This is a genomic window from Hyalangium minutum, assembly GCF_000737315.1.
Lineage (GTDB): Bacteria > Myxococcota > Myxococcia > Myxococcales > Myxococcaceae > Hyalangium > Hyalangium minutum.
The window spans coordinates 449043-460965 of record NZ_JMCB01000004.1 but is presented as its reverse complement, the minus strand read 5'-3'; the positions used below and the strand labels follow the sequence as shown (position 1 = coordinate 460965).

Annotated in this window: 12 protein-coding genes; 4 read left to right on the top strand and 8 right to left on the bottom strand. The window is 66.9% G+C overall.

What is annotated here, in order from left to right; translation table 11 throughout:
• Positions 1-101: 101 nt before the first annotated feature.
• The gene (locus tag DB31_RS13265) at positions 102-857 is read left to right on the top strand and encodes a hypothetical protein (RefSeq protein ID WP_044187021.1); all 756 of its coding nucleotides are present in this window, start codon (positions 102-104) and stop codon (positions 855-857) included.
• 67 nt (positions 858-924) lie between these two features.
• On the opposite strand, the gene DB31_RS13260 is transcribed toward DB31_RS13265, so the two are convergent.
• Positions 925-1485 carry a hypothetical protein gene (locus DB31_RS13260; protein WP_044187020.1) on the bottom strand — a complete coding sequence of 187 codons (561 nt, stop codon included), beginning with the start codon at positions 1483-1485 and terminating at the stop codon, positions 925-927.
• A 224-nt stretch (positions 1486-1709) separates the two neighbouring features.
• The gene (locus tag DB31_RS13255) at positions 1710-2666 is read right to left on the bottom strand and encodes a LysR family transcriptional regulator (protein ID WP_044187019.1); all 957 of its coding nucleotides are present in this window, start codon (positions 2664-2666) and stop codon (positions 1710-1712) included.
• Between the two features lie 115 nt (positions 2667-2781).
• Here DB31_RS13255 and DB31_RS13250 point away from each other — a divergent pair, with 115 nt between their 5' ends.
• The gene (locus tag DB31_RS13250) at positions 2782-3951 is read left to right on the top strand and encodes an FAD-dependent monooxygenase (protein ID WP_240486673.1); all 1170 of its coding nucleotides are present in this window, start codon (positions 2782-2784) and stop codon (positions 3949-3951) included.
• Positions 3952-4038: 87 nt separating this feature from the next.
• Here the strand turns inward: DB31_RS13250 and DB31_RS50465 are convergent, their stop codons facing one another.
• From DB31_RS50465 to DB31_RS13235, 3 genes are all read right to left on the bottom strand, one after another.
• Positions 4039-5571: a choice-of-anchor A family protein gene (locus DB31_RS50465; protein WP_083968214.1), complete on the bottom strand. Its 1533-nt coding sequence runs from the start codon at positions 5569-5571 to the stop codon at positions 4039-4041.
• Positions 5572-5677: 106 nt separating this feature from the next.
• Positions 5678-7624, bottom strand: coding sequence for a hypothetical protein (locus DB31_RS13240; protein ID WP_044187014.1), 1947 nt, complete (start codon positions 7622-7624; stop codon positions 5678-5680).
• Between the two features lie 197 nt (positions 7625-7821).
• Entirely contained in the window at positions 7822-8094 is a 273-nt protein-coding gene (locus DB31_RS13235; RefSeq protein WP_044187010.1) for a DUF8189 domain-containing protein, read from the bottom strand.
• A gap of 50 nt (positions 8095-8144) precedes the next feature.
• Between DB31_RS13235 and DB31_RS13230 the strand changes: the two genes are divergently transcribed.
• A complete protein-coding gene (locus DB31_RS13230; RefSeq protein ID WP_157231955.1) occupies positions 8145-8600 on the top strand; it encodes a hypothetical protein in 456 nt (151 codons plus the stop codon).
• Here the strand turns inward: DB31_RS13230 and DB31_RS13225 are convergent.
• Together DB31_RS13225 and DB31_RS51545 are read right to left on the bottom strand one after the other, a co-directional pair.
• Positions 8569-9351, bottom strand: coding sequence for a LytR/AlgR family response regulator transcription factor (locus DB31_RS13225; RefSeq protein ID WP_044187004.1), 783 nt, complete (start codon positions 9349-9351; stop codon positions 8569-8571). The genes DB31_RS13230 and DB31_RS13225 overlap by 32 nt on opposite strands.
• Positions 9348-9719 carry a sensor histidine kinase gene (locus DB31_RS51545; protein ID WP_420806691.1) on the bottom strand — a complete coding sequence of 124 codons (372 nt, stop codon included), beginning with the start codon at positions 9717-9719 and terminating at the stop codon, positions 9348-9350. The genes DB31_RS13225 and DB31_RS51545 overlap by 4 nt, the downstream gene beginning before the upstream one ends.
• Between DB31_RS51545 and DB31_RS13220 the strand changes: the two genes are divergently transcribed.
• Positions 9718-10773: a cytochrome c peroxidase gene (locus DB31_RS13220; RefSeq protein WP_240486672.1), complete on the top strand. Its 1056-nt coding sequence runs from the start codon at positions 9718-9720 to the stop codon at positions 10771-10773. The two genes, DB31_RS51545 and DB31_RS13220, sit on opposite strands and share 2 nt — an antisense overlap.
• Here the strand turns inward: DB31_RS13220 and DB31_RS13215 are convergent.
• Positions 10704-11864 (bottom strand): hypothetical protein, encoded by a 1161-nt coding sequence (locus DB31_RS13215; RefSeq protein ID WP_240486671.1) that lies wholly within the window; start codon positions 11862-11864, stop codon positions 10704-10706. The two genes, DB31_RS13220 and DB31_RS13215, sit on opposite strands and share 70 nt — an antisense overlap.
• Positions 11865-11923: the final 59 nt, after the last annotated feature.

Below are 11923 nucleotides of genomic sequence, written 5' to 3'. Positions count from 1 at the left end.
GCCATGGCCCTATGACTAATGATTCTGGACGGACCTGTCAATATCGGCTCGCCAGCAGCGGCAGGATCGGGTCCGCGTTCACGATTGGGTAGACTGCTCCGATGATTCTCGCCCGCTGGATGCTCTGCTTCGCCCTCCTGGCTCCGACTGCGGTCCTCGCCCAGGACTCCCGGAGTGGCGCTCCCGCCTCCTCCGAGGAAGAGCCTTCCGTCTCGCCTCCGCCCCTCGTGTCAGCGCCCGGAGAAGCCGCAGATACTTCCTCCCAGGAGGAAGCGCCTCCACGGGGTGAGTCCATTCCCTATTCCTACCCGGGTGATGCGCTGGACGAGTTCCAGCCTCCCGGCCGCCCCGGCCTGCCGACCGTGGGGCGCATCACGCTCGAGATCATGGGAGGTGCCGCGGCTGGGGCCCTCTCGGGCCTTGTGGCGTTCCTCGCGGCCGAGGCCTTGTCCGGTGGTAGCTGCGGCGATGACCCCGGCTGCATCATCACCGGCTTGGGGATGACCGCAGGGGCGATCTTCTTCACGGCCCCGCTGGGGGTCTATGCCGTAGGCCAGCTTGCGGGAGGCCAGGGCTCGTACTGGACCTCGCTGCTCGGGATGGCGGTGGGCACGGGCGCGGGAGGCATCATGGTGGCCGTCTTCAGCAACAAGAGCGGCGAGCTCCAGCTCGCCAGCATCGTGACGCTTCCCATTCTCGGAGCCGTGCTGGGGTACGAGCTCTGGAACGCCCATCAACAGCCGGACATCGTGAGGCCCGCGCGAACCGGCGCCACGGGCGCTTCCCTCCAGCTCATCCCCCTGGCCGGCATCACCCCTGGCGGTGGAGTCTTCGGGGGGATCGCCGCCAGGTTCTGAGAGCGGGCTGACGAACCGGGCGACGTCCTCGAAACCCGTGCGGAGGATGTCGCTGACTCGGCTCAGCTCACTCCCCCATGAAGATGGGCACCTTGAACACCATGCCGGCCTGCACCTGGGCTCGCAGGGCGCGGACTTCCGAGTCGTAAAGGCACGGCGCGCCCAGGTACACCGCGGCCACCCCCGTCGTGAGCATGATCCGGCCCTGGAGCCCTCCATTGAACTTGCCCGTGAGGCCGCTGTACTCGCCGAGCAGGCCCACATCCACGCCCAGGAAGCCAAAGCCCAGCTCGGGGCCAATGCTCAGCCGCGAGGCCCGGTTGGGTAACACCTGGATGAAGTCCATATAGCCGCCGAACCACCAGTAGTTCGCGCCTGGGAGCCTCACGGCGCTCGCCTCGAAGCCCACGGCCGCCCATTTCTCGTCCGACAGCAAGGCGCCGTTGGTGCCCGGTCGGCCGGCGACGCCCGCGTTCACGCCGAGCAACAGGTAGCGGCCCATGTCCGGAGAGGTGGCCACGCGCGGCACGCTCTTGGACTTCTCATCCTTCCTCCGGGCCGCGGCAGGGCCTGGGGACGGGAGCAGGAGCGTCGCGAGCCCCAGCAGGAACGCGAAGAGGGAGGGCACACTCCGGGAACGGAGGTACGAGGAGGCTCTGGAGCAGAGGGGCATGTCCCCATGATGCCGGGAAGCCGCGTGTGCGTACCAGGGCTGGGGGGCTTCCAGGCGGGCGCCTCGGGACCGACGATGCCGGCCACAGGAAGAGCCAAGCTCGGCCAGCTTCCTCCTGTCACCAGCACCTTGCCCGAGGGCAGCGCCACGGCCGCGTGCGCAGAGAGGTACTCGCTCCCTCAGCGCTTGTTGCGCTTTCGCTGGGCGACCTTGGGGGAGCGCGCGCGGTCTGCGGCGTGCTGCAGAAGCGGGCTCACCTCTCTCGCGCACTCGATCAGCGCTCGCACGACGGGCGCGCCGTCGTCCTCCGCGCGCCATGTGACGACTTCACTCAGGTTGAGGTGGAGGTCTTCGACGGGCCGCCACAGCAACGAGGTCTGCGAAGCCAGCTCCCAGAACTTCTCCGAGAGGAAGGTGACCGCGTCGCCGATGACGACCAGCGCCAGGAGCGCCTCCAGATCGAGCACCTCCGCCGTCACGTGCAGCGTCACGCCCTGTGCGCGCGCCGTCGTGAGGATGTCCGCGTGGAGCCTCGGATAGAGCTGACGTGGCTGGAGCAGCACGCGCTCGCTCTCGAGGTCTCGAAGCCAGACCTTCTTGAACCGTGCGAGTCGATGCTCCGGGGAGAGGAGCAGCCCGAGCCGGTCACGTGCCATCTCCAGGTGGCCCAGGGCGTCGTCACTGGGCGCGTAGGCACCGTAGCCGAAGGCAATCGTCCCCTGCCGCAGGGCCGCCCACTGCTCGACGCTGCTCATGGGAACGAGCTGCAGGCCGACACGGGGCGTTCGCCTTCGGAACGCCGCGACAAGGGACAGCAACGCACCCATGAAGGTCGTCCCCGTTTCAAAGCCGATGACCACGGTGCCGAGCCTGCCCTCAGCGACCCCCTTGGCTTCGTCGACGGCTGCGTCGACGCTCGCCAGGATACTCCGGGCTCTCTCTGTAAAGGCCTTCCCAGCGGCGGTGAGCTTGATGCCACGTCCCTCCGGCTCGAAGAGCTCAACGCCCATCTCCTCCTCGAGGTCCTTCATCTGCCGGCTCAGCGGCGACTGCGAGACGTGGAGCCTCTCGGCGGCCCGGCGGAAGCTCTGCTCCTCGGCGATCGTCACAAAGTAGCGCAGGTGTCGGAGTTCCATCGGTCACGACCGTTGCTGGGAAGGCATCATACGCGAGCGATCAATGTCTTGGACGGCTCGATACGGGAAGCGTACGCCAGCGTCCATGAACTCAACGACAAAGAAGTCCCCCCGAGTGCTGGTTTCCGGTGCCAGCATTTCCGGTCTCACCACCGCCTCCTGGCTCGCCCGCTATGGCTTCGAGGTCACAGTGGTCGAACGCGCGCCGTATCTGCGACCGGGCGGTCATGCACTCGATGTGCGCGGTCCAGCATTGGAGGCCGCGGAGCGGATGGGCATCCTCACCACGATTCGCGATCGCAGCACGAAGCTGACGGGAATCGCGGTGGTCGACTCGGCCGGCAAGGAGATCTTCCGGAGCATGGAGAGCACCTTGACGGGCGGCCGGCTCGACAGCCCCGATGTCGAGATTCTACGGGACGACCTCTGTGACGTACTCCACGAAGCCGTGGCCAGCCCAGTCGAGTACATCTTCGGCGATTCCATCGCGTCGCTGACCCAAGACGAGTCGGGCGTCGACGTCACGTTCGTCGCTGCCGCGCCTCGCCGCTTCGAGCTCGTGATTGGCGCGGACGGATTGTATTCGGGGGTGCGGCGGATTGCCTTCGGCCCTGATGAACAGTTCCTGCGCGCCTTCGGTGACCTGTACGTCGCGACCTTCGGCATGCCGAACTTCCTCGGTCTCGAGCGCTGGCAGGTCATGTACAGGCAGCCTGACTCCGTCGGCGCGCTGGTCATGGGCCTGCGAAAGGATATCAAGGCGAGGACGTATCTCGGCTTCAACGCGCCGAAGGGGATCGACTTCGACTTCCGTGACATCGACGCGCAGAAGCGGTTGCTGGCCCATCGCGTCGCCGGCGCGGGCTGGGTGATCCCGCAGATCGTGGAACACATGCTGCGCGCGACCGACTTCCATTTCTACTCGCTGAGTCAGGTCCGCATGAGCAGCTGGTCGCGCGGGCGGATCGTGTTGGTCGGTGATGCTGGCTACGCCGTCTCTCTGGGGACGGGTCAGGCCACCACGGTCGCGATGGTCGGCGCCTACGTCCTGGCCGGTGAGCTCGCCACGCACAAAGACGATCTGGTCGCCGGTGCAGCCGCGTATGAGGGCGAGCTGCGCGCTTATGTGATTCGCAATCAGGACATTGCGTTGGAGCAGAACGCCAAGCCCGAAGAACTGACGGACGAGGGTGAGACTGCCACCCCCGGCGGCCTTCCGGACTTCGGAGCGCTGACGCTGCCGTTCGCGCTCAAGAACTACCAGGAATGGGTAAGGCTTCCATGAGCTCCGGAAATCCCAATCCACCACGCCCGCAGTGGACTGGGCCGAGTTGCTCGTAACTCCTCGCCGGAGCCCAGAGAGACCATAACCTCAGCGGTGGCCACCGTAGCCGCCACCGCCACCACCGTGGCCGCCACCACCGCCGCCGTGGCCGCCGCCACCACCGCCGTGGCCACCGTTGGAGCAACCGTCACCATCGTGGTGACCGCCGCCGCCACCGCCGTGGCCGCCACCGCCACCGCCGCCGTGGCCATTGTTGGGGCACCCGTCACCATCGTGGTGACCGCCACCGCCACCACCGTGGCCACCGTTGGGGCAGCCGTCACCATCGTGATGACCGCCGCCGCCACCACCGTGGCCACCACCACCACCGCCGTGGCCACCGTTGGGGCACCCGTCACCATCGTGGTGACCGCCACCGCCACCACCGTGGCCACCACCACCACCGCCGTGGCCACCGTTGGAGCACCCGTCACCATCGTGGTGACCGCCGCCACCGCCGTGACCGTGGTCATCGTTGTGGCAACCGTCACCATCGTGGTGACCACCACCGCCGTGACCGTGGTCATCGTTGGGGCAACCGCCATCATGACCGCCATTGCCGCCGTCAGGCGTACCACCCCCATTGCCGCCGTCAGGCGTACCACCCCCATTGCCGCCATCGGGCGTACCACCGCCACTGCCGCCGTCGGGATCACCCGGAGGAGTCGTCGGCTCCTGGCAGATGCTGTGCTCCGCCAGCGGGTTGATGTGGCCCTCGGCGTTGCCCGTCAGCGACCTGGCGTAGATGCCGCCATCGAAGCTGCCGTTGGTGAAGTGAATGTCAGCGCGGGGCGCCAGCACCGTGCCCCAGAAGCCGAAGCCCTGAGCGGTGATGCTGGTGGTGTCCACGAAGTTGAAGAGCACGCCGTGCTGGTCGATGCCGCCGCTGAACTGGATGCCGAAGCCGGTGAAGGTGGCCGAGGCCCCGCGGATGTTGACCACCACGAAGGAGCCGGCCGGCGCTTCGATGGACCACAGAGCGGCGCCGATGAAGTCAGTGGCGTTCACGTCGAAGACGTTCTGCTGCGCATCCGTGCCGCGCAGCATGAGGCCGCCCCAGAACTCGCGCGTCGTGGTGCCGTTGGCCGTCAGGCTGGCCAGTTGTGTGGACAGGCTGAGCAGCTGAGCTTCGCGGGCGGCGAAGTTGATGGGAGAGCCCTGCGCCACGGTACCGCGTGGGTAGACCACGGTCTGGTCGGCGCTGTAGCTGCCCCCGTGCCGCGCGTCACCCCAGACGCCGCCATTGGTGAGCGTCAGGTTGCCGCCCGCCACCAGCGTGTTGGCGATGTCCGTGCCCGGCAGCCTCCAACCCACGGAGAAGTTGTCCATGGTGATATTGCCAGCCGCCGCGACCTTGCCCTCCACGTCCGTGCCCAGGTTGTAGTTCCCGAGCAGGAACAGGTTGTAGTCATTCAAGTGGACCGGGACGACCGACGACTCGGGCGGGCAGGCGCCGTTATCGTCGAGGTGGCCGCTGCTCCCTGCGCCACGCCCCTGCGAGTCATCTCCAGAACCAACCAGGCCGCAGGCAGAGAGCGACAGCAGAGCGGCAGCCAAAGCGAACGGACGGAAAGCGCGCATAACAGGAATACTGTCACCAAGTGGACCCTGGGATCCACGTCAAAATCGGATTAACCGTATTTTGTCACCTGCCCGACACCCCCTGCGCCAGCGTCCAGTCCCCGGATCAGCCGATGGTCAGCTCACCGGGCAGGGGCTTCTTTTGTCCGTCCATGAAGATGCCGAAGTAGCTCTCCGCCAAACGGAACTCGTTGTACGCCGGCGAGATGGCCATGTTGCGCACCGCCATCAGCGGGTCCACCGGATTGCCGTCGTAGTCGGAGAGCAGACCGCCGAGGCCCATGTGGCTCATGGGCTGCTCCCGCGCGCGCCGCTGGAGCTCCTTCACGTCGTCGGCCGTGAGGTTGAGCGTGATGGGATCGTCGTTCTCCCGGGCGGCCTTCGCCTTCGCCTCGTCACCCGTGAAGGAGTAGACGAGCAGCTCCCGGGCGTTGTCGTCCGTCGTGTCGAACTTCATGGCGAACTTCTCGGAGTCGGGGATGAGCTTGCCGTCCTTGTCGTACTTCTGCTCGATGGTGATGTCCGGGTGGTCCCCGCCGTAGGTGATGTCCGACGTCACGGACTTCGTCCCATCCGGGTGGTGGGTGATGAGGTACTCGCCCGTGTTCGTCGTGCCGTCCGTCTCCAAGCTGATGGGACCGATGTCCAGACCGAGCTTGCCGCCCGTGGACTCGTAGTTGATCTTGTCGAAGCGCAGCGTGTTGGAGACGCCCGGGCCCTCCTTCTCCGGCATGCGGCCGTCTTTGGCGAAGGACTCGAAGGCCTTCTTGCCCGCCGGGTTCGACAGATCGAACTCGGCGGTGCGCAGCTTGTACTCCTTGAGAGTGTCGGAGCGGCCCATGCTCACCGACACCGGCCCGACCCCCAGGCTCACCTTTCCGTTGTTCTCGATGAACTCAGTGGGACCTGCCGTCATCTGCAGCTTGTCGCCGTTGCGAGTCACCTCGACGGACATGCCCGTGCCCTGCTTCACGTCACCGGAGAGGCCCAGTTCGGCGGCGTGGTAGGACAGGCCGACGTCCAGGCCGTAGCCGGCGAACTGGCTCTGCTCCATCTTGACGGAGGCGCCGTCCGGAATCGTCTCCGGGTTGAGCGGGTGCGGAGGCGCGATCTCGCCGCGCTTGAGCTTCTCGAAGTCCTCCTCCTTCATCTTCACTTCGTACGACATGCTCTTGCCGGCCTCGACGCTGCCCTCGACGGAGCCACCGATCTTGGCCTTGCCGAACTCCACCGAGCCCGACGCGGACACGGACGTCTCGGCGGTGATGGAGACGGTGACGTACCCGTCCTCCTTCTTCACGTCCTTCTCGAGCGAGTCGCTGAACTCGACGGACACCGGCCCGGCCTGGCCGGGGACGGTGATGTCGCGCGCCTCGGCCGTGGCGGCGTTGGGGACATCGCCCGAGACGGGGGCGTCCGCGACCATCATCCGCTGGAGCTCGGGGGACACGTTCGCGTCAGCCAGCGCCTTGGCGCGCTCCGGCGAGCCCGCCTCGGTGGCGAACACCTTCGCGGCCTTCGTCCCGGAAATGGAGCCCGCCTCGCTGTAGTGCGGCTGCTCCTGAAGGTACGCCTTCATGTCGTCGTAGCTCTTGCCACTGCTCGGATCGAGCACGCGGTCACCCTGGCGCACCACCACGTGGCCCGACTGCCCCTCGGCGCCAGCGCGCGAGTCCTTGAGGAACACCAGCTCCGAGCGCTGCTGCAGTTCCGGCGAGCTCTTGCTCACCCAGTCTGCCGCCTTGTCCAGGCAGTTGACCTTCCCGTCCTGGCTGTTCTCGGTGAACAGCGACGACGCGGGCGCGCCGTTGCCCTGGCCGTCCAGGTTCAGCGTGTTCTTCGCGCTGGCGGGCTCGAAGGAGGACTGCGGGCTCAGGGCCCCTGCCCCCTGGCTCGCTGACGGAGTGGCCTGACTCGCCGCAGCCTCTGCCGCCTGCCGTGCTGCTGCCTCCGCGGCCTGCCGTGCTGCTGCCTCCGCGGCGCGCCGCGCGGCCTCGGCTGCTGCCCGTGCCGCCTCTGCTGCTCCACCGTCACCCACGCGTCCAGCAGCCATGGCATCTCCTGTTCGTGCTCAAGGTCCTGTCGAATCGGGACTGACTTGATTCCTGATTCTCGGGACTCAAGGAAAGAAGTTGCCTGGACCGTGTTGGGCCCTGCCGCGGAGCCCGCATACGCGCGAGTTGCCGCCCAGACGGGTCGGAAGCCCCAGCAGCTTCCGGCCCGGTGAGACTCCGCACAGTCACTCCTGGCTTACCAGCCGTTGTTCCACCAGGAATGCCGGAGCGAGCTGTCCGGACCGCGATAGAAGATGTCCATGCGCCCCGGCCCCCAGCTCTCCGCCGACGGGGAGGACGTCATCTCACCGCCCAGCCACTCCCAGTTGGACCAGCCATGGGTGTACCACTTGTGCCACAGGGAATTGTCGGTGGCACGGGCGTACACATCCAGGTGACCCGCGCTCAGAGACAGTACCCCCGGGGCGCCGATGATCTGCCCGCCCAGGTTCTTGCGGAGACGGAGCACGGCGTCACGACCCTCGACATGTACGTACGGCAGTGGGCGGCTGTGTCCTCATGAATACCCATCTTCGGGATGAGGTGATCAGACTCCTTTCGCCCCATATGATCATCACCCGTTCTGACGTCGGCACTTTTGTCTTCCGGCCACAGAACCCCAGGATCCAAGACAACTTTCCAGATCTCGACGTCATGAAACGAGACATCAGCCGGATGACTCTTTCAGAGGCCAAGCGAGCGGGCATCGTCATGTACGGCGATGCCTCTTTTTCCATCGACGCGTATGAAGTGGCGCGCTTTCAAGGCTTCGCGCATTTCGTGGCCGCGCTCATTGTTCATGAAACCCGTGGGGTTCATGACCTCCGCGACGTTGAGCTGGATCCGTTCGAGCCCGAGAGGATTCGCATGGACAGCCACTCCTTGGGGGTTGGAGACAGCGCCGCCAGCCGAGTGGCCGAGCGGGGCGCGCATGTTGCCCAGCTCAAGTTCTGCGGCGCAACCCCGTCGCGCTAGCGAGCAGCATGTCGCGCAGCTGTTGCGCTCGCTCACGCGCAACAGGCACATGGATACAGCGACCGTCCGCCACGAGCCCCTCGCCCACCCATACCCGGGTTTCGCTGTCGCGCTCGAACTCCTTGATGTGCGTCACATTGACCAGCCAGTTGCGGTGGACCCGAGCGAGCGCACGGCCGAATGACGCCTCGATCGCAGACAGCGACAGGTCGACGTCGAAAACGCCCTGGGCGGTATGCACCCGAGTCAAGCGTTCCGCCGCCTCGAATGCCCACACCTCGTCGCGGTCGAAGAAGACCAGACTCTTCTGCCGCCGCGCGGCGATCCGCAGGGGGCCCGCTGGCTGCAACCTCGGACGGCGTGCCCGAATCCTGTGCAAACACTGCTCGACTCGTTGCTCGGTGAAGGGTTTGAGCAGGTAGTCGGCAACTCCGAGTTCATACGCTTCGAGCGCGTGCGCATTGAACGCGGTCGCGAGCACGATCAAGGGAGGCGTGGACAGCGCTGCGAGCTCGCGCGCGATGTCCAGTTCCTCGTTTCGGCCGCCGGAGAGCCGAATGTCCAGAAACACGACATCGAACGCGAGACGCCCGTCGCCGAGCAAGATCTCCCGCGCTTCCTCCGCGGATGCGACGGCGCCCGTGACCTCAGCAAGGTTGGAGCCATCCAAGAGCTCGACGAGGTAGTTTCGCGCTGCCCACTCGTCCTCGACGACGAGTGAACGCAGCTTTTCGCCGCCCTCACTGCTCATACCGTTCCCCCCGGAGTCACGGGAACCTCGATGACCGCCGAGGTCCCTTCGCTCGAAGACTGCAAGCGCAAGGCCGACCCAGGGCACTTGAGCTCGAGCCGGCGACGCACAGCGCGGAGGCCCAGTGCGCCAGAGCGCGGCTCGCTCGTCGGTAGGCCGGGACCGTTGTCCGTCACCGTGCACACGAGCTTCGACCCAGCGCCAGCGCCATCCCCCCGGAGCATGGCACGCACGGCCACCCGGCCGCCGCCGGCTCGACACAGCGCACCATGCTGGACCGCGTTCTCTACCAGGGGCTGCAGCAATAGCTTCGGCAGCAGCACGCCGCCGGCGTCGGGTGGAATGTCCCAATCAGGCGGACGCAGCATGATCCAACATGCATTTCGCAGAGCACTCCAGCTGCCCGCCGGCTCACGTCGCCGACACCTCGTCAGTCACCCTTCATTCTGGGCCGTAGGGGCCATCGCGCTGGTCGCGATGGGCGCTTGTCACACCGACAAAGAGGAAGAGCCGCAGCGCAGCAACCTCACGGGGAAGCAGCTTTTCGAGCAGCCCTTCCCCGGAACCAACGGCCGCTCCTGCGCCAGCTGCCACGTGCCGGAGAACCACTTCACGCTAACGCCCGACCACGTGGCTCGATTGCTCGAAACGAACCCGGACGATCCGCTGTTCAACGCGATCGACGCCGACGATCCCACGGCCGAAACGCTCACCTTCGAGCACTTGAAGAAGGGCCTCGTGCGCGTGTGGCTCACGTTGCCAGACACCATGGACTTGATCGATGACGAGGGCAACGTCACGACGCCGCCCGATCGCAGGCTGTTCGTGTGGCGTGCAGTCCCCTCGATTGCCGACACCGCGATGAGCGCGCCCTTCCAACTCGACGGACGCATGGCAACGCTGGAAGAGCAAGCGCAAGCGGCTATCACTGGGCACAGCGAAGGCGGCACGGTGTCCGCGAGCGAGCTCGAGCGCATCGCCGCTTTCCAGCGCGACGTGTTTTCTTCGAACCGGGCTCGCACCGTCGCAGAGCATCTGGCGAGCGGAGTCGATCCAGCGGGCGTTCCCGACGTGGAAGACGAGCGGAGCCTCTCGCTCGCGGAGCAACGTGGACGGGAGGTGTACGAGGCTGCGTGTGCGGCGTGCCACGGCGGGGCCACCAAGGGGACCCTCACGAATCGGGAAGTCCATGATGCGCTGTTTCCTGCCCTCAGACCCGACGGCACCGTGTTGCACGAAGTGCCCGCCACCGCCCCCCCAACCCCGGTGCTCACGGCTGCTCAAGACACCACGTTCTTGAATATCCGTTCGGCGTTTGTCACGTATCTGGGACAGGTCGACCCCGAGTCCGACTATAGCCCTCCCTGGAGCAGGAGGGTGAGCCGCGAGAAGGGGTCCGAGCCTTCCCGCAGCCGGGGATAGTGGTCCCAGCTGAGCACGGCTCCCACCGGGCCGAAGTGCAGATCGACGAGCAACCGCAAGCCCGGCCTGGCTTCGGGAAGCACCTGCACCGGCACGCCCACTCCAAGGCCGAGACTCGGGATGATGAGGATCTGCGGCGTTGCGTACTGGGTGAGCGGCGTGAGGACGAGCTGCTCGCGAAAGTCCGTCTCCACCGAGAGCGAGTGCAGGAAGGACTCGGGCGCGGCGAGCTGGTAGCCGAGCCGCGCCATGAAGCGGGAACCGTCCCCGAGCCGAGCCCCCACGCCCAACTGCACGCCCCCCGGAATCCACCACGGCTTGCGCTGCGTGAGCGCGATGTTGAGCCACTCCGGCGCGCTCGCCGCCTCAAGGCGCCGCTCCGCCACCGCGTGCGCGCCCTCGCGCCGGACCTGCCAACCCGTCGCCTCCGGCAGCGTGCGCGCGGAGGTGTCCGGGCTGCTCCCCACCTCCCACGCCGAGGGGATGCGCACCGTGACGTGGAGTTCGGGGCTGCCCGCCCACGAGCGGATGGGCCCCAGCAGGTAGTCGATGTCCCAGTGCGTGGCCCGCCGCCTGTCGGAGGACAACAGCACGTGGCGCGCCTGCACCGCAGGCCACTCATACCCCGAGGGCAGGAAGCGCCGCTCGAGCTGCACCACGCCGCGCACCACCAGCTCCCCTCCCCTCCCCGGCGGCAGCGTCAGGGTGAAACCGAAACGCTCCACCGAGGTGCGCGTGAGCCGCCCGAGTGCCCCCTCAGGTGAGTCCATCTGCCCCTCCTCCACCGGGAGCGGCTCCCCGTCGAACTCCACGCTCACCTCGCGCACACGGATCCCCAGAAAGGCTGCGTCGATGACCTCCGCCTCGGAGGTACCGTTGCGCAGCCGGTAGCGCGCCTCGAAGCGGCAGGCTTCCTCGCGCTCCGCCTCCAAGCAGTCGAAGGACAGCTCCTCACCGAGCACCTCCGAGCGCGTGCGCGCGGTCCCCGGAGACAGGGTGAAAGCCGCCGGCGTGCGCGTAGAAGCGGCCACGTTGGCGGCGGCGGGCACGGCAACGAGGAGGCAGAAAAAGGAAGCGAGGCGAGCCGTCATCTCCACCATTGTCACTCAAGCCCGTGGCCAGGGTGAGAGCACGCGTTGCCCCGCGACGC

Excerpts from the sequence above, each read along its gene's own strand:
- DB31_RS13265 (WP_044187021.1), top strand. The coding sequence starts at position 102 with ATGATTCTCGCCCGCTGGATGCTCTGCTTCGCCCTCCTGGCTCCGACT.
- DB31_RS13255 (WP_044187019.1), bottom strand. The coding sequence starts at position 2,666 with ATGGAACTCCGACACCTGCGCTACTTTGTGACGATCGCCGAGGAGCAG.
- DB31_RS50465 (WP_083968214.1), bottom strand. The coding sequence starts at position 5,571 with ATGCGCGCTTTCCGTCCGTTCGCTTTGGCTGCCGCTCTGCTGTCGCTC.
- DB31_RS13240 (WP_044187014.1), bottom strand. The coding sequence starts at position 7,624 with ATGGCTGCTGGACGCGTGGGTGACGGTGGAGCAGCAGAGGCGGCACGG.
- DB31_RS13230 (WP_157231955.1), top strand. The coding sequence starts at position 8,145 with ATGAATACCCATCTTCGGGATGAGGTGATCAGACTCCTTTCGCCCCAT.
- DB31_RS13225 (WP_044187004.1), bottom strand. The coding sequence starts at position 9,351 with ATGAGCAGTGAGGGCGGCGAAAAGCTGCGTTCACTCGTCGTCGAGGAC.
- DB31_RS13220 (WP_240486672.1), top strand. The coding sequence starts at position 9,718 with ATGATCCAACATGCATTTCGCAGAGCACTCCAGCTGCCCGCCGGCTCA.
- DB31_RS51545 (WP_420806691.1), bottom strand. The coding sequence starts at position 9,719 with ATGCTGCGTCCGCCTGATTGGGACATTCCACCCGACGCCGGCGGCGTG.
- DB31_RS13215 (WP_240486671.1), bottom strand. The coding sequence starts at position 11,864 with ATGACGGCTCGCCTCGCTTCCTTTTTCTGCCTCCTCGTTGCCGTGCCC.